This is a genomic window from Streptomyces sp. JH14, from assembly GCF_029428675.1.
In the GTDB taxonomy this organism is placed as follows: Bacteria; Actinomycetota; Actinomycetes; order Streptomycetales; family Streptomycetaceae; genus Streptomyces.
The window spans coordinates 3,846,045-3,861,848 of sequence record NZ_JAJNEL010000001.1 but is presented as its reverse complement, the minus strand read 5'-3'; the positions used below and the strand labels follow the sequence as shown (position 1 = coordinate 3,861,848).

The 15,804-nt window shown below is 69.2% G+C and carries 15 protein-coding genes; 7 read left to right on the top strand and 8 right to left on the bottom strand.

What is annotated here, in order from left to right:
- Positions 1 to 70: 70 nt before the first annotated feature.
- Complete coding sequence (locus tag LRD69_RS17405; RefSeq protein ID WP_277327492.1) at positions 71 to 1,630, bottom strand: VCBS repeat-containing protein; 1,560 nt, start codon at positions 1,628 to 1,630, stop codon at positions 71 to 73.
- Between the two features lie 425 nt (positions 1,631 to 2,055).
- Between LRD69_RS17405 and LRD69_RS17400 the strand changes: the two genes are divergently transcribed.
- A protein-coding gene (locus LRD69_RS17400) for an IS5 family transposase (protein ID WP_277329767.1) occupies positions 2,056 to 2,915 on the top strand; the annotation gives its coding sequence in 2 pieces (ribosomal slippage) (positions 2,056 to 2,392 and positions 2,392 to 2,915; 861 coding nt in all).
- An 811-nt stretch (positions 2,916 to 3,726) separates the two neighbouring features.
- Here the strand turns inward: LRD69_RS17400 and LRD69_RS17395 are convergent.
- Together LRD69_RS17395 and LRD69_RS17390 are read right to left on the bottom strand one after the other, a co-directional pair.
- The gene (locus LRD69_RS17395; RefSeq protein ID WP_277327491.1) at positions 3,727 to 4,035 is read right to left on the bottom strand and encodes a hypothetical protein; all 309 of its coding nucleotides are present in this window, start codon (positions 4,033 to 4,035) and stop codon (positions 3,727 to 3,729) included.
- Positions 4,036 to 4,081: 46 nt separating this feature from the next.
- Entirely contained in the window at positions 4,082 to 4,270 is a 189-nt protein-coding gene (locus LRD69_RS17390) for a hypothetical protein (protein WP_277327490.1), read from the bottom strand.
- Positions 4,271 to 4,516: 246 nt separating this feature from the next.
- On the opposite strand from LRD69_RS17390, the gene LRD69_RS17385 reads away from it, so the two are divergent.
- From LRD69_RS17385 to LRD69_RS17360, 6 genes are all read left to right on the top strand, one after another.
- Positions 4,517 to 5,029: a tyrosine-type recombinase/integrase gene (locus tag LRD69_RS17385; protein ID WP_346771937.1), complete on the top strand. Its 513-nt coding sequence runs from the start codon at positions 4,517 to 4,519 to the stop codon at positions 5,027 to 5,029.
- Between the two features lie 186 nt (positions 5,030 to 5,215).
- Entirely contained in the window at positions 5,216 to 5,824 is a 609-nt protein-coding gene (locus LRD69_RS17380; protein WP_277327489.1) for a hypothetical protein, read from the top strand.
- Positions 5,825 to 5,991: 167 nt separating this feature from the next.
- The gene (locus tag LRD69_RS17375; protein ID WP_277327488.1) at positions 5,992 to 6,279 is read left to right on the top strand and encodes a hypothetical protein; all 288 of its coding nucleotides are present in this window, start codon (positions 5,992 to 5,994) and stop codon (positions 6,277 to 6,279) included.
- A 221-nt stretch (positions 6,280 to 6,500) separates the two neighbouring features.
- Complete coding sequence (locus LRD69_RS17370; RefSeq protein ID WP_346771912.1) at positions 6,501 to 8,753, top strand: tetratricopeptide repeat protein; 2,253 nt, start codon at positions 6,501 to 6,503, stop codon at positions 8,751 to 8,753.
- A gap of 350 nt (positions 8,754 to 9,103) precedes the next feature.
- The gene (locus LRD69_RS17365; RefSeq protein ID WP_277327487.1) at positions 9,104 to 9,475 is read left to right on the top strand and encodes a VOC family protein; all 372 of its coding nucleotides are present in this window, start codon (positions 9,104 to 9,106) and stop codon (positions 9,473 to 9,475) included.
- 219 nt (positions 9,476 to 9,694) lie between these two features.
- On the top strand, positions 9,695 to 10,882 hold the full coding sequence (locus LRD69_RS17360; RefSeq protein ID WP_277327486.1) for a pyridoxal phosphate-dependent aminotransferase: 1,188 nt from the start codon (positions 9,695 to 9,697) through the stop codon (positions 10,880 to 10,882).
- Positions 10,883 to 10,961: 79 nt separating this feature from the next.
- On the opposite strand, the gene LRD69_RS17355 is transcribed toward LRD69_RS17360, so the two are convergent.
- The 5 genes from LRD69_RS17355 to LRD69_RS17335 all read right to left on the bottom strand — a co-directional run bounded on the left by LRD69_RS17355 (position 10,962) and on the right by LRD69_RS17335 (position 15,788).
- Complete coding sequence (locus LRD69_RS17355; RefSeq protein WP_277327485.1) at positions 10,962 to 12,368, bottom strand: DHA2 family efflux MFS transporter permease subunit; 1,407 nt, start codon at positions 12,366 to 12,368, stop codon at positions 10,962 to 10,964.
- A gap of 62 nt (positions 12,369 to 12,430) precedes the next feature.
- On the bottom strand, positions 12,431 to 13,171 hold the full coding sequence (gene fabG, locus LRD69_RS17350) for a 3-oxoacyl-ACP reductase FabG (RefSeq protein WP_277327484.1): 741 nt from the start codon (positions 13,169 to 13,171) through the stop codon (positions 12,431 to 12,433).
- 67 nt (positions 13,172 to 13,238) lie between these two features.
- Complete coding sequence (locus LRD69_RS17345; protein ID WP_277327483.1) at positions 13,239 to 14,276, bottom strand: beta-ketoacyl synthase N-terminal-like domain-containing protein; 1,038 nt, start codon at positions 14,274 to 14,276, stop codon at positions 13,239 to 13,241.
- Positions 14,273 to 15,502 carry a beta-ketoacyl-[acyl-carrier-protein] synthase family protein gene (locus tag LRD69_RS17340; RefSeq protein WP_277327482.1) on the bottom strand — a complete coding sequence of 410 codons (1,230 nt, stop codon included), beginning with the start codon at positions 15,500 to 15,502 and terminating at the stop codon, positions 14,273 to 14,275. Before LRD69_RS17340 ends, LRD69_RS17345 begins: the two co-directional genes overlap by 4 nt.
- Positions 15,492 to 15,788, bottom strand: coding sequence for an acyl carrier protein (locus LRD69_RS17335; RefSeq protein WP_277327481.1), 297 nt, complete (start codon positions 15,786 to 15,788; stop codon positions 15,492 to 15,494). The genes LRD69_RS17340 and LRD69_RS17335 overlap by 11 nt, the downstream gene beginning before the upstream one ends.
- Positions 15,789 to 15,804 lie beyond the last annotated feature (16 nt).

The following is a 15,804-nucleotide window of genomic DNA, read 5'->3' as shown; positions in this document are numbered from 1 at the left end:
CGACTGTTTCGCACCACGACCGCCCGGCCGCTGCGGACAGGGGCCGGGCGGTCGAGCCGATCAAGACGGGTCAGAGGATGGCGTTGTAGGTGTTCCAGCCGCCGCCGATCCGGGTCCGAGCGGCAAATGGGGCCGCGGCACTGCCCGTCCCCTTGTACAGCCACAGCACACCAGCCGAGTCGCGTGCGACGAAATCAGACTTCCGGTCATAGGTCAGGTCCCCGATGACGGAAATGGTGTTGTAGGTGTTCCAGCCGCCGCCGATCCGGGTCCGAGCGGCAAATGGGGCCGAGGCACTGCCCGTCCCCTTGTACAGCCACAGCACACCAGCCGCATCCCTTGCCAGCAGATCCGGTTTGGCGTCGCCGGTCAGATCAGCGGATCCGGCGAGCCGGTTGTAGGTGTTCCAGCCGGCGCCGATCCGGGTCCGAGCGGCAAATGGGGCCGAGGCACTGCCCGTCCCCTTGTACAGCCACAGCACACCGGCCGCATCCCTTGTCAGGAGGTCGGTGTTCTGGTCGCCGTTGACGTCGCCACCACCGGTGATCATGTTGTAGCCCTGCCAGCCGCCTCCGACCAGCGTGCGCTGTGAGAACGGCCACCCGTCGAACTTGCGGTGGTAGTACCAGAGATGGCCGGTGGTATCACGACCGACGGCATCCCCATGGCCTCGCAGTTCGGCTGCAGAAGGGGTGCTGCCGTTGTAGTAGTAGAGATCTTCGGTGACCGGGGAGAGTTTGGTCACCGCGTTGTAGCTGTTCCAACCACTGCCGGCGGTCCAACGGGTGGTGAAGGGTGCCGCAGCTTTTCCCGTGCCCCGGTAGTCCCAGAGCTTCCCGGCACTATCGCGTGCCAAGAGTCGTTGGTTGAGTCGCGTGGGGGGTCCGCTCATGGTGAAGCCGCTCTGAGCGCTGAATTCATCCCAGTGCCACTCCTTGGTATAGATGTTGTAGCGCGTCTGCGTTTCGAAGCGCCAGGCATCTAGACCGGAAGTTGCCGTCACTGTGTAGTCGATGGTCTGTTCACCAGGGCTCACCTGGCAATCCAGTCCAAGAGCGCCCGTGGCGATGTCGTCGCCGCAGTCCACGCCTGCGCTGGTAGCGAGGTTGCTGATCTTGAGCTTGTCGGTGGGGCCTGGGTTGGGTTGTCCATCGGCCGACGTGATGCCGAACGAGAGTTGGCCTTCATCAACCATCTGGAGGCGCAACCTGTGGTGTACCGAGCCTCCTGAAGCCAGACTGGGAGTTTCAAACTCGACCTTGTTCATCGCTGCGTGCGCGAGCGTTTTGATCGTCACGCTGCCCATACCGGAGGTCCTGCTGGTCAGCTCGCCTGCCGTCTGCGCAGTCTTGATGCCCTCGGCCAGATCACCACCGCTCGGCACGAATGCATACCCGAAGTACGCGGTCGCGTCCGGCGCGTCGGGCGCGACACGGAAACTGACACCGATTGGCAAGAGGGTGAGAGTGACAGGGCAGCGATAGACCGCAGTGAAGCCGGCGAGTTCGACACACTTGTTGCGTTCCCCATCGGGGTAATGGGTGACGCCCTCAGGAAGGCCGGCCCCGTCACCTCCAGAACTGGTCAACGGTTTGGTGGAGAGGGCATAAATGAGGTCGCCCTCGACCACATCGCCTACGCTCCATGCAGTTGCAGCCCAGGACGTACCTGGAGGTATGACATCGTCACCATCGATGTAATGCGGTCCAGCGGCCGCGGCGGGGGGTGCGACGGCAACCAGCCCTCCGGTGAGGGTGATGGCCGCTGCACATATGGACGCCATGCGACTGTGGCGGATGGGCAAAGGGTCTCCAGGAGAAGAGAAGCTGAACGCTCCGGGGGCATGGCCTACCCATTGATCACCCCGGCGCGAGTCTCCCTCGCGTGATCGACGGGCACAAGCCCTTTGAGCTCCGCTGCGGCAACCAGCCGTGGTGCGGATCCCGTCCGGGAAGTGGGGTGCGCTTCCGTGTTGTCCGGCCTGGCGGTTCGCTGTGTTGTCGCAGTGCCCTAGGGAGTGTCTTCAAAGGGTGCTGATGAGGGATCATGTCGGGCATGGTGCGTCGACATGAGCTCTCGGATGCCGAGTGGGAGGTGCTGTCCGGTCTCCTGCCGAAAGCGGTGACGGGACGGCCGCGGCAGGATGACCGGTTGGTACTGAACGGGATCGTCTGGAAGCTCCGGACCGGTTCGGCCTGGCGGGACGTGCCTGAGCGGTATGGGTCCTGGCAGACGCTGTACACACGTTTTCGCAGGTGGGCCCTGGATGGCACCTTCACGCGGATGCTCCGGGCAGTGCAGACACAGAAGGACGCGAGCGGGGACATCGACTGGCTGGTATCGGTCGACTCCACGATTACGCGAGCTCACCAGCACGCCGCCGGCGCCCGCAAAGGGGGGCGGACGGAGAGGACGAATTACATGATCACGCCCTCGGACGATCCCGTGGCGGACTGACCACGAAGGTCCATCTCGCCTGCGACGGCAAAGGCCGGCCCCTCGGATTCGTCGTCACCGGCGGCAATGTCAACGACTGCACCCGCTTCGAGCAGGTCATGGACGCCATCCGCATCCCGCACGCCGGTCCCGGCCGCCCACGCACCCGGCCCGACCACGTGCTCGGCGACAAGGGCTACAGCTCCCGCAAGATCCGCGCCTACCTGCGCAGACGCGGCATACCCCACACCATCCCGGAGCGCTCGGACCAGAAGGCCAACCGCCGCAACCGAGGCCGTCACGGCGGCAGACCACCAGCGTTCAACAAGCAGCTCTACAGACACCGCAACGTCGTCGAGCGATGCTTCAACCGGCTGAAGCAATACCGCGCGATCGCCACCCGCTACGACAAAACCCGTGAATCCTACGAGGCGGCGGTCACCATCGCCTCCCTTCTTCTCTGGATCCGACCCCTTTGAAGACACTCCCTAGCGGCGGGCAGCCTGACATCAGCACCTCACATCAACGGGTACGGACGTCGGCATACACGCACGCACCTGTTTTCGCCTTCGGGCGGGCCTTTTAGCAGGGCGGGCAGTCAGGTCCGACGCGGTGCACCCGCCTACGGATCAGAAGGCCGTAGAGCACCACGCTGACAGCGAACTTGGGCCAGCACCCACAGGACGAGGACTCCTTCACCGCCGCTCGTTGTCCTGTTCCTTGTCCAATTCGCTCACGCCCGCCTTAGTTCGCCGACGTACGCCCGCCCTCTCTGATCTGCCGAATGGCCGTCCATGAAGGCTCACGAACGGCCACTCGCACAGTTGGAAAGCGTGCGCTGCCCGCCCCTGTTGAGGGACGAGACGTAGTTCAGCGTCAAGTGCCCGAAGCTTCGGAGGCGTAGCTGTCTGACATCAGTACCTGACATCAACGTCGGCGCACACAGGCACACGCCGGAGTACAGGTGCTTCATGGTCAACCGGCCGACGCGGCTGTGACAGACCGCATGGTCCGTGTGCGCACCCGCCTACGGATCAGAAGGTCGCAGGTTCAAATCCTGCCGGGTGCACAGAGCTGAGAGGCGCGGACGAGAGTCCGGGCCTCTTGCGTTGTGTCCGGGCGACTTCAGCTGAGGCGCCATGTCAACGGGAGCCGGCGGCGACGTCGGTCCGACTCACACCAGGCGGCCATTGGTCACAGGCCGTTCGAACCAGCGGTAGTAGGGCTGGCGGGCGAGCTTGAGGACCCGGCACGTCATCGTGACGGGAACACCGTCTCCGGCCAGCTCTTTCACGAGCGGGTAGATCCTTTTCCCGGCAGGTTCGTCTGGGACAGGTAGGCCGCGGCCCTGCGCAGGACCTCGTTCTCCTGCCCCAGCAGCTTGATCCGCCGACGTGCTTCCCGTAGTTCCGCGTTGTCCTGGCTGGTCGTTCCGGGTTTCGCCCCGTCGTCGATGTCCGCGCGGCGCATCCGCTTCGACAGCGTCATCACGTGGACACGGAAGTCGGCGGCCACCTGCTCGAGTGTCACGCCCTGGCCGCGGTTCCTCGCGACCCGCACGACATCCTCGCGGAACTCTTCCGGACAAGGCTTGGGCACAGCGACATCCTTCCCACCCGCCCCACAGGGCAAGCCAGTTCAGATGTCACCCGATCGTGCAGCAGACCCCAACGCCGGCGATGGCTTTGGAGTCGTACTGCTGCCCTTCGTGAACGAGTAGGTAGGTAGCTGCCGCACGGTAGCCGTAGGTGTCCCGGAACGCCTCCGACCCGAGGCGATCGTGCTCTGCAATCGCTCGCAGGATGCCCGTGCGCGTGATCTCAGAAGGTGCCATGGACCACACCGTAAATCAGGGCACTGACAACGGACTTGGGGCGGTCCCACAAGGGCGTTGGGTGCGATGCGTGACGGTGGCTGAGTCTCAGTTGCAGTCTCGTTTGTAGCTCGATCCGTAGACGTCCGCGGCGGTACCGTTTCGTCCGCCATGCTCGATGAGCTGTGGAAACAAGAGTTCTGCGAACGACCTTGGACGACCACGGAACAAGATCCGACAACTTGTAATGCGTAGGTTGTATCGGAGCTGGTCTCGCTCGACATCACCGACCTGCAGCGCGCCGAGCACGGCCTCGACACCTCCGTCTACCGGCGGAAGATCAAGGCCCACACCGACAACGCGATCCTGTACGGCACCGATCCGGCGACCTACCCCGTGCGGGCTGTCCTCGGCTACGTGGACGCCCTGGCCGCCGCCGGACGCACCGACGGCCCGCTGTTCGTCCGCATCGACCGGCACGGCCACCTCGCCGCACCGCTCACCCGGCACGGCCGCGTCATCGGCGACCCGGCCGGCCGCATGACCCCCGAAGCCGCTGGGGACGTCGTCGCCCGCCTCGCCGACCGCGCCGGCCTCGACGGCCAGTGGTCCGGACACTCCCTGCGCCGCGGCTTCGCCACCGCCGCCCGCCGCGCCGGACACGACAAGATCCGTACCGCCCGCGTCGGAGGCTGGTCCGACAACTCCACCGCCCTCGACGGCTACATGGAAGACGCCGATCGCATCACCGACTCCCCCCTCATCAACATCGGGCTCTGACCTGACGCCCGACTACGGGGGCCGACCCGACTTCTGCGATCCGGATGCGGAAAGGCAGGGCGTCCAGCAACCCGCCCCACGGCCTCGGCGTTACACCGATGGCCGTGGAGGCGAGCGAGTCGCGCCCCAACAGACTGAGTACGAATACCTATATGAAAGCCCGTCAACGCCGGTCAGGGTTCGGGCATGCGATCTATCTTCCTTCCCAAGCCTCTGCTGGCAGCCGCCCTGGGCGGCCTCGTCCTCCTGACCGCCTTCGGCGCCTCGGCCGCGTCCGCTGCCCCGGCCCCCACGGCCACCGTCACCGCGACGGACTACGACGACGCGGAGATGCAGTTCCTCGACCTGGAGAGCATCCTCTGGCAGGCCTGCGAACCGGACGTCTCCGGCGCCACCGTCGTGGCATCGGCCTCGACCACGGCAACGGAGCCGCCCCTCGACTCGACCCAGCCCGTCGCGGTCGACCCGGTACCGCTGACCGCAGAAGAGCAGTGCGTCGCCCAGAGACATCAGGCACGCATCAGCAAGGCGTTCTCAGGCACCAGCACCACCACCTACGACCAGCTGCTGACGAAGCTGACGAGCCTGCGCTACCCGGCAGCGCGGATCTACCGCATGCCTGACTTCTCCGGCAGGCCTGTGGTGAGGGTCGACCTGCGTCTGGGGTCCGATCACCTGGCTGTGCAGGTCACCGCCCTCTCCCGGGGCGTCATGGTCGAGGCGTTCGGCGCCCCGGAGGGCGTGAACGTGACCGATGTGCATCTGCAGCCGGAACTGGACTTCCCCACGTTCTGACGTCCGCTCGACACCCCCGACGGGGCCGGCCCGCCGGGGACTCCGGCTGGGGCGGCCCCGTCGGGGGCGCGTTCGCGACGCCTCCGCCACGGAGGCGCGGACGATCGTCACCACGACGATGCCTGACCGCGTCGGGGGATACCGACCGGAGCGGGGGCCTGGGGCCGGTGGCCGACGTCGACCGGCACGGCCACCTCGCCGCATCCCTGACCCGGCAGGGCCGCGTCATCGGCAACCCGACCGGCCGCATGACCCCCGAAGCCGCTGGGGACGTCGTCGCCCGCCTCGCCGACCGCGCCGGCCTCACCGGGCAATGGTCCGGGCACTCCCTGCGTCGCAGCTTCGCCACCGCCGCCCGCCGCGCCGGACACAATAAGATCCGCACCGCCCGCGTCGGCTACATGGAAGACGCCGACCGCGTCACCGACTCCCCGCTCATCAACATCGGGCTCTGACATGCCGAGGCCGCGCCTCTCCGCCTCAGCCCATCACCGCCGTACAGTCCCACCACCAGGCGGGAGCAGAGTGCTGGCCAGGGGCTGGCTGTGGACGGTTGAGTGTGTCGGCGGTCCGGTGCGGGTGTACCGGGTCGTTGCCGTAGTCATGGGCTGGACGCTTCTGTGGACGGGTTCTGCGTGTCGTAGTCTCCGGCGCGAGGCGAACGAAGGAGTGACGGGTGCCAGGTGAGTCGTTCGGGGTTGTGCTGCGTGGTATGCGGCAGCAGCGTGGTCTGACGATCGAGGAGCTGGCTGAGGCGTCGGGGGTGAGTGTCCGGGCGATCGGGGACATGGAGCGGGGGCGTAGCCGGGTTCCGCAGCGGCGTACGGTGGCGGCGCTGGCCCAGGGGCTGGGGCTTGCGGACGGGCAGCGGGAGGTTTTGCTGTCGGCTGCGCGGGCGGGGCGGGTGACGCGTGCGCCGGCGGTGGCGGTGGCGGCTGTGCCGCCGAGGTCGGTGGGGGACTTCACGGGGCGTGAGGCTGAGCTGGCGTGGTTGCGGGAGGCGGCACGGCGGGCGGGCAGTGGTGAGAGGGCGGCGGTGGCGGTCGTCTCGGGTCCTCCGGGGTGCGGGAAGACGACGCTGGCCCTGAAGGCGGCGGCGGACCTGGCCGGGGAGTTTCCCGGTGGCTGTTTCGTGGTGGACCTGCACGGGGTGGAAGGCCCCATGGACACGGACGAGGCGCTGCTGAAACTGCTGAAGGCGCTGCGGGTGCCGGACCGCCGGCTGGCGCAGGAGGACGCGGAGGGGCGTACGGGGCTGCTGCGGACGTTGCTGGCCGAACACCGGTGTCTGGTGGTGCTGGACAACGCACGCGACGAGGGACAGGTGCGTGCGCTGCTGCCCGGCGAGGGGCAAAGTCTGGTACTGGTCACCAGCCGGCGCCCGCTGACCGGCCTGGAGTACGTCGAGCGGCTGGCGCTGTCGGAGATGACGCAGAACGAGGCGGTCGAGCTGCTGCGACGGATCCTGGGCGAGCAGCGGGCGGACGCGGAGGCCGAGGCCGTGGGGCAGGTGGCCCGGCTGTGCGGGCGTCTGCCGCTGGCGTTGCGGGTGGCGGGAAACTGGCTGACGGTACGCTCGGGATGGAGTGTGGACCACCTGGTACGGCGCCTGGCCGACGAGGAACGCCGCCTGGGGGCGCTCGCCGCCGGGGACGTACGGGTGGAGGCGGCCTTCGAGCTCTCCTACCGGCAGCTGACCGGCCAGGCCGCCCGCATGCTGCGCCTGCTCAGCCTGGTCCCGGGACCGGACATGACCGCCGCCTACGGCGCCGCCCTGACCGCCACCGCCGTCCTCGACGCCGAAGACGTCATGGAGGAACTCGTCGAGGCAGGACTGCTGCAGGGCACCTCTACCGGCCGCTACCAACTGCACGACCTGCTGCGCTTGTTCGCCCGCACCCGGCTGTCGAGCGAGGAGGAGCCCGCTGAGCAGGAAGCGGCCGAGGAGCGGCTGCGCAGCTGGCTGCTGGACACCGCCATCGCCGCCGGCCGCTGGGTGGGCGGCACGCCACCCTCGTCCTGGCAGGGCCTGGTCCCCCTGGAGAGCGCCGAGCAGGCTCGGGCCTGGCTGGAGAGCGAAGCCGCGGCCTGGCTCGCCGCACTGCGCGGCGCCGCCCGCAAGGGCGAGCACACGCGGGTGGCGGAGACCGCCTATGCCTTGGAATGGTTCGCCGGCCTTAGTGGCGGCTGGGGAGAGCGCTGGCTCGAGGTCTGGCGCCTGGCCAGCGAAGCCGCCGCCGCACTCGACGACCCCCGTCTGCAGGCCCTCCACCTCGGAAACTACTCGGCGGCCCTGTCCGCCTACGGGCGGCGCTACCACGAGGCCCTCGAACGCGCCGACGAGGCGCTGGAATGCGCCCGCCGCGCCCAGGACCTCTCCCTGCAGGCCTGGGCACTCGTGTACGGGGCATTGGCCCACTACTACCTCGGTGAACACCAGCAGGCCCACGACAAGGCTCGCGCCTCCGTCGACCTGTTCGAAGCCGCCGGCAATGACCACGACGGCTGGCTCCAGGGCATGACCACCTACGGGGTCGCCCTGCGCGATCTCGGCCGCGTCCAGGAAGCCCTGGCACTGCGCGAGCGCGTCCTCGCCTTCCTCGACGCGCCCGACTGCCCGGTAGGCCAACACGTGGCCGACATGGACCGTGCCAAGACGATCAGCGGACTCGGCCGCGACTACGCCACCCTGGGACGGTGGCAGGAGGCCGCCGCCCACTTCCGCAGCGGCCTGCTCCAGTTGCGGCGCATCGGCATGCCCGAGGTGGAGGGCAGTGTGCTCCTGGATCTGGGTCAGGCCTTGCTCGAACTGGGAGAAACCGACGAGGCCCGCTCCTGCTTCCGCCAAGTCCTCCTCCTCGGCGACGCGGCCGACAGCAACGATCTGAAGACCGCGCGGAAACTCCTGGACTCGCCCCCCGCCGAGTAAGCGTCGTTGTCATGACCGAGCACGGTAGCGACCGGTGCTGTCGAGGTGGGAAACTGGCGACCAGCGCGAAGAAGTCCTGCAGAGGGTTGCGTATCTGACGGCAACGACGGCGCACGTGCACCCGCGTTCGACAACGTCAGCGATCAACCAGAACGAGTGGAACGTTCCCACCCGGCTGCCTGCCCGATCCTACGGATCACAAGGTTGCAGGTTCGAATCCTGCCGAGTGCACACCAGACCAGAGGCCCCGTGGAGGAATCCACGGGGCCTCTGGCTTCTGCCTTGACGGCAGTGTTTGACGACAACCGCCTCCGGTCTGTCCACGCCCTCGAAGGGGAACGCTGTCCGACATGCCTATCTCGCTGCATCACATCGTCATCGACGCCCACGACCTGCCCGCCCTGGCCCGGTTCTGGGCTGAGGTGCTGCGCTGGCGGATCCTGTCCGAGCGGGAGCGGGAGGTCGTGATCGGGCCGGACGAGACGGCCCCGGTGGGAATCTGCTTCATGCCGGTGACCGACCGCAAGGTCGTCAAGAACCGCCTGCACCTCGATCTGACATCCGCGGCGGAAGACCGGGAGGCCGAGATCGAGCGAATCCTCGCACTCGGCGCTCGCAGAGCGGATGTCGGACAGACCGGCGACGAGTCATGGACCGTGCTGGCCGATCCGGAGGGGAACGAGTTCTGCGTAGTCCGCCCGAAGGAGACCCTCATCGGTTAGTCCTGGGAGTCGACGGCACGCCTGAGAGGCTGCACATCGTCCACGCCATCGGCGGGCCGGGCCGTCTGTGGGCCGTCCGAGGGCGGTCAACGACGACAGACAACGACAGCTACCGACCCCGCTCGCCCTGCTCAGCGACGGTCCTGTGGGTACCGCCGCAGGTGCGAATCCCCGAAGGTAAGTTGAGCAACTCCAGAGCTTCGGCACAGGATGGCGGGCATGACACAGGGACGACCGCTGCTCAACCGCCGCCTCGCCGAGTTCGGCACGACGATCTTCGCGGAGATGTCGGCGCTGGCCGTACGGACCGGCTCCATCAACCTCGGCCAGGGCTTCCCCGACACCGACGGACCGGAGGAGGTCCGGGAGGCCGCGGTCCGCGCGCTGCGCGCCGGGCACGGCAACCAGTACCCGCCCGGCCCGGGCGTACCCGAGCTGCGCACCGCGATCGCCGCGCATCAGCAGCGGCGGTACGCGCTCACGTACGACCCCGACTCCGAGGTTCTCGTCACGGCGGGCGCCACCGAGGCCATCGCCGCCACCCTCCTCGCCCTCGTGGAGCCCGGCGACGAGGTCATCGCCCTGGAGCCGTACTACGACTCGTACGCCGCCTGCATCGCCATGGCGGGCGGTACCCGTGTCCCGGTCACCCTGCGCCCCGACTCGGACAGCGGTACGTACCGGCTCGACCTCGACGAACTGCGCGCCGCCGTCACGCCCCACACCCGGCTGATCCTGCTCAACACCCCGCACAACCCCACCGGCACCGTCCTGACCCGCGAGGAACTGGCGGCGATCGCCGAACTCGCCTGCGAGCGGGATCTGCTCGTCGTCACCGACGAGGTGTACGAACACCTGGTCTTCGAGGGCGACCACCTGCCGATCGCCGGCTTCCCCGGGATGCGCGAGCGGACGGTGACCATCGGCTCGGCGGGCAAGACGTTCTCGTTCACCGGGTGGAAGGTCGGCTGGGTGACGGCGGGCGCCGAACTGGTGACGGCGGTCCGCTCGGCCAAGCAGTTCCTCACGTACGTCTCCGCGGGCCCGTTCCAGTACGCGGTCGCCGAGGCGCTGGCTCTGCCGGACAGCTACTTCGAGGGGCTGCGCGCGGATCTGCGCACCAAGCGGGATCTGCTGAGCGCCGGGCTGGCCGAGGCCGGCTTCGAGGTCTACCGGCCGGCCGGAACGTACTTCGTCACCACCGACATCCGCCCGCTCGGCGGCGAGACCGACGGCTTCGCCTTCTGCCGCGCGCTGCCCGAGCGGTGCGGGGTCGTGGCCATCCCCAATGCGGTCTTCTACGACGACCGGGAGGCCGGCCGCAGCAAGGTCCGGTTCGCCTTCTGCAAACGCGAGAGCGTTCTGCAGGAAGCCGTGTCGCGCCTGAAGGAGCTCAAAGCCCGCTGATGATCACGATGGTCGCGCCGTGCGGGCGCGACCATCGTGCGCACGGCCCGCACCGGCGGGCCGTGCGCACCGCCCGGAGCTACGCGGACGTGACGGGTGCACCCGCCGCCGACGGCTCCTCCGCCTTGATGACGAGGCCGAGTCCGGCCAGTCCGGCCAGCACCGCCGAGACCGAGCAGAAGAAGAGCACCCGGCCGAAGTCGTCCACGGTGGTCCCCCCGGTCAGCATGGTGGACAGCGTCGCGATCCCCAGCGCACCCCCGACCTGGCGTGACGTCTGGCTCAGGCCCGTCGCGGCGGCGAACCGCAGCGGCGAGACCGACAGCGCCGCCGCGGTGGAGGCGCCGGTGGTGATCGCGCCCATTCCCGCGCCCGCCAGAATGCCGCTGGGCAGCCAGTACGCGAAGAAGTTCGGTTCGCTGGGCAGGGTGAACGCCAGGAAGAACCCCGTACCCGCAAGGATCAGCGCACCCGCTGCCACGATCACCCGCGGCCCGTACTTGGCCTGCACCTTGCCGGCGTAGAGGGCGACCACGGCGGCGCTGACGGCTCCCGGGGTCACCGCCAGCCCTGCGCCGAGCTCCGACCACCGCCAGACCGTGGTGATGTACAGGACACCGACCAGCAGCCATGCGAAGAGGCAGGCGCCGAAGAACAGCGCCGTCAGATTGGCCAGCGCGAACGTCCGGTTCCGCCACAGGGAGGTCTCCAGCGCCGGTGCGGGATGCCGTGTCGAGCGCCAGACGGCCCCGTACACGGCGACCACGCCGAGGATCAGGCATCCGGCCGTCGACAGGCTGGACCAGCCCCATGCGCTGCCCTTGGAGATGGCCAGGCTCAGCAGGCCGACACCGGCGCCCAGCAGCACCGTTCCCACGAGGTCGGGAATCCGTCCGCTCCCGCGCTGTTCACGACGCGGCACGATGCGCGCACAGGCCAGCAGGATCAGGCCGAACGGCACGTTGATCAGGAACAACGACCGCCACCCCAGCTCGTCGACCATCACCCCGCCGAGGGCCGGGCCCACCGCGGCGGCGAGTGCGGATGCGGCGCTCCACTGGCCGATGGCCGTGCGGCGGCGCTCCGGCGGGGTGTCCATCAGGACGATCGCCAGCGAGGCGGGGATCATCGCGGCGGCGCCCGTGCCCTGGAGCGCGCGGGCCGCCAGCAGCGCCGGGACACTGGGCGCGACCGAGCAGACCAGGGACATCAGGGTGAACACCCCGATGCCGCCGATGAACAGGGACCGGCGGCCGATCAGGTCGGCCAGACGGCCCGCCGGGGCGAGGAAGGCGGCGAAGACCGTGGCATAGACGGTGATGACCCAGGAAAGGTCGGCCAGCTCCGCGCCCTCGAAGTCGCTGCGCAGGTCCGGGATGGCCAGATTGACGATGGTGACGTCCAGTACGGCCAGGAAGGCGGCGCTGGACGCCAGGAGCAGGAGCGGGACATACCCCTGCTTTGCGCCGGCGGGATGAGCGTTCATCTCAAGGGATCTCCGGATCGGGGGACGGGTGTTCTCGGGAGCGCTCGGCGGCGCGGCCGGGCCTACAGGACCAGTCCGCCGTCGATGCCGAGGACTTGGCCGGTGATGTAGGAGGCGCGCTCCGACAGCAGGAACGCGACGAGCTCGGCCACCTCGTCCGCCGTCCCCATACGCCCCAGGGGAATTCGTGGCTGGGTCTGCTTCCACACCCGGTCCGGCAGCGTCTCGGTCATGTCGGTGGTGATGAACCCGGGCGCGACGGCGTTCACCCGGATCCCGTAGCGCCCGACCTCCCTGGCCGTGGCCAGGGTGAAGCCGGCGATCGCCGCCTTCGCCGCCGAGTAGTTGGTCTGCCCCGGCTGCCCGTACCGGCCGGCGATCGAGGAGAGGGTGACGATGGAGCCGCGGCGGCGCTTCATCATGCCGAAGACCGCCGCCCGGCAGGCGTGGAAGGTGCCGTCGACGTTGGTGCGCTGCACCGCGGACCAGTCGTTGTCGGACATCATGGCCAGCGACCGGTCGCGGGTGATGCCCGCCGAGGTGACCGCCGCGTCGACCGGGCCGAGTTCGTCCTCGATCCGGCGTACGAACGCGCTGACCGCCGCCGCGTCGGCCACGTCGACCCGGGCGGCGAGGACCCTGGCGTCGAACTCCCGGGCCGCCCCTGCGGTCTTCTCCGCCTCGTCCTCGCGGGCGTGGTAGCAGAACGCGATGTCATAGCCGTTCCGGGCGAGCCGCACCACTGCGGCCCGCCCGATGCCACGGGAACCGCCGGTCACGAAGGCGATGGGCCGTTGCGTCATGTCATCCTCTCCAGGAGCGGGGCGAGCCGATGCGCTCGCACGGGGGTTGAGGTGCCGGCGGTCCGGCTCAGCAGATGCGCAGCAGCGCGCATCCGACACGGCCTTCCGCATCGGATGTCGTCACCACACCGACCCGGCCCGGTGCGGCGTCCGCATCCAGCAGCTCGACGGTCTGGAACGCGGCCGAGACCGCTCTGGCGTCCCCGACGGCGTCGGCGGTTGCGGTCAGGAGCGGCACGGAACCGAGTACGTCCTCGACGGCCCGGTGCTCGGCAGCGCCGCGCGCCCCCACGGAGTCCGAGGGAGCGGCCGCGAAGACCTCGTCGGCCGTCACCTCTGCCCGGGCCAGCGCGCGCCGCAGGCACGCGGCGAGCGCGGAGCGGATGCTGTCGGTCTCCGCCCAGACACCGAACTCGACGGCGAGCACCTCGGCCAGCGGCGTTCTCTCCGGCGGCACCTCGCCGGGCGACTCCAGCAGGAACATCACGCAGCCCTCACTCGCCGGCCGCTCCGCCGGACCGTCGAGGCGGGCCTCCTCGACGGCAACGCGCTCCGGCGAGAGCTCCTCCACCGCCCCCCACACCGTTGCCCGTGCGTGGCCGTTGCGCTGCAGCCGGCGGGCGTAGTTGAGGGTGAGCAGCCCGGTGGCGTGGCTGCCGCAGATCGTCGTGTTCGGCCCCTTGATGCCGTGCCGGATGGCGCACTGGCCGGCCGCGAAGTTCATCAGGGTCCGCGGGACATGGGACGGGTCGACGTCGTAGGGCTTGGAGCGGGTCCAGGTGTCCCGCAGGAAGGCACTCACACTGCTGAAGCCGTCGCTCGTGCCCAGCACCAGGGCGACCTCCTCCGGTGCGTAGCTGCCGAAACGCGAGTCGGGCGTGCCGATCTGTTCCAGCAGCCGTGCGGTCGTCGCCACGGCGAGACCCGCGACACGGTCCATCGACCGCGTGCCGGCCCGCCCGAGGATCTCGCGGACCTCGAAGTCCTGCACGGCCGGACTCGTCCCGCCCGTCCGGCCGGCCGAACGCAGCGCTTCCCTATGGGAGTCGGCGCCGTGCCCCAGCGGCGAGTACGTCTGCCATGCGGTGATGACCGGGGCGCTCATGAGGCGGCCTTCCCGTAGTGGCCGAGGATCAGCACGGCGTCGTTGCCCGCGAACGCGAGCGAGTTGTTCTGCACGATGCGCAGGTCGGCCGGCCTGGCCGTGTTCGGCACACAGTCGATGTCGATCTCCGGGTCGGTCTCCACATGGTTGATCGTCGGCGGCATGAACCCCTGTTCCAGGGCGAGTGCGCAGCCGGCGGCGGCCAGCGCGCTGGCCGCTCCCATGGCATGGCCGAGCATGGACTTCAGCGAGCTGACCGGCGGCGGTTCGCCCGCGAAGACCTGCCGGACGGCAGCGGCTTCCGTCACGTCGTTGGCCCGTGTGCCGGTGCCGTGCGCGGAGATGTAGTCCACGGCGGAGGCGTCGATTCCCGCGTTGGCGTGCGCCTGGGTCATGCAGCGCGCGACGCTCTGCTGGTCCGGTGCCACCGGGTGGTGCGCGTCGCAGGCCAGGCCGTACCCGAGGACTTCGGCGTAGACGTGGGCGCCGCGTTCCAGGGCGGAGTCGAGATCCTCCAGCACCAGCACGGCGCCGCCCTCGCCCGTCAGGATCCCCTTGCGGTCCCGGTCGAAGGGCTGGCAGGTCTCCGGCGCGATGGTGCCCAGCCGGTAGAACGTCACGAACGTCATCCGCAGCAGCGCGTCCACGCCACCGCTCAGCGCCACGTCCACCTCGCCCGAGGCGACGGCGTCGAACCCGTAGCCGATGGCGTAGTTCCCCGCCGCGCAGGCCGTGGGGATGGTCACCGCCTCGGCCTCGGTCAGCCCCAGCTCTCTGGCGATGTCGATGGAGAGCCGGCTGGAGGACGACTTCACGGCCGCGTCCCGGTCGACGTCCGGACTGCCGGTGGCCGCCTGGCGCTCGACGATCCGGTCCACCTCGCCGGACTCCCCGTAGGTCGTGCCCACCGCTATCAGGGCGCGCATGTCCCGTAACCGCTCCGCCGGGAGCCCTGCGTCGGCGAGGGCCAGCACCGTGCTGGCGATCGACAGCTGAGTGGCCCGGCCGAGCTCTTCCGGCTTCAGCCGCGAGATCCACTTCTCGGGGGTGAAGCCGACGATCTCGCACGCATGGGTGTGGGCGAACCCGGTGGTGTCGAACGCGCTGATCGGCCGGACCCCGGAGCGCCCCTGCCGCAGCCCTTCGGCGAACTCGGTGACACCGGTCCCGATGCTGCTGACCACGCCGAGACCGGTGACGACGACCCGCCTTCGGTCACGAGGCATCGGGGGCCATGCCCTTCCTGGCCGCCAGCACCACGCCGTACGTGCTCCGGACGTCCTTCATCTCCGCGAGCAGGCGCTGCTCGATCGTGATCCCCAGACGGCGCTCCAGCGTGGAGAGGATCTCGATGCCCTGCAGGGAGTCCGCTCCGAGCTCGTCCCAGAAGTGGGTGGTCCACTCGATCTCGTCGATGTCGACCTCGACGATGTCGGCGATGATCCCGCGGATCCGGTCCCGCAGTTCCACGTCGATGTCCTGCAGCTCCATGTCCATGTTCTGCTCAGCCACGTCTCTCCTGCTTTCT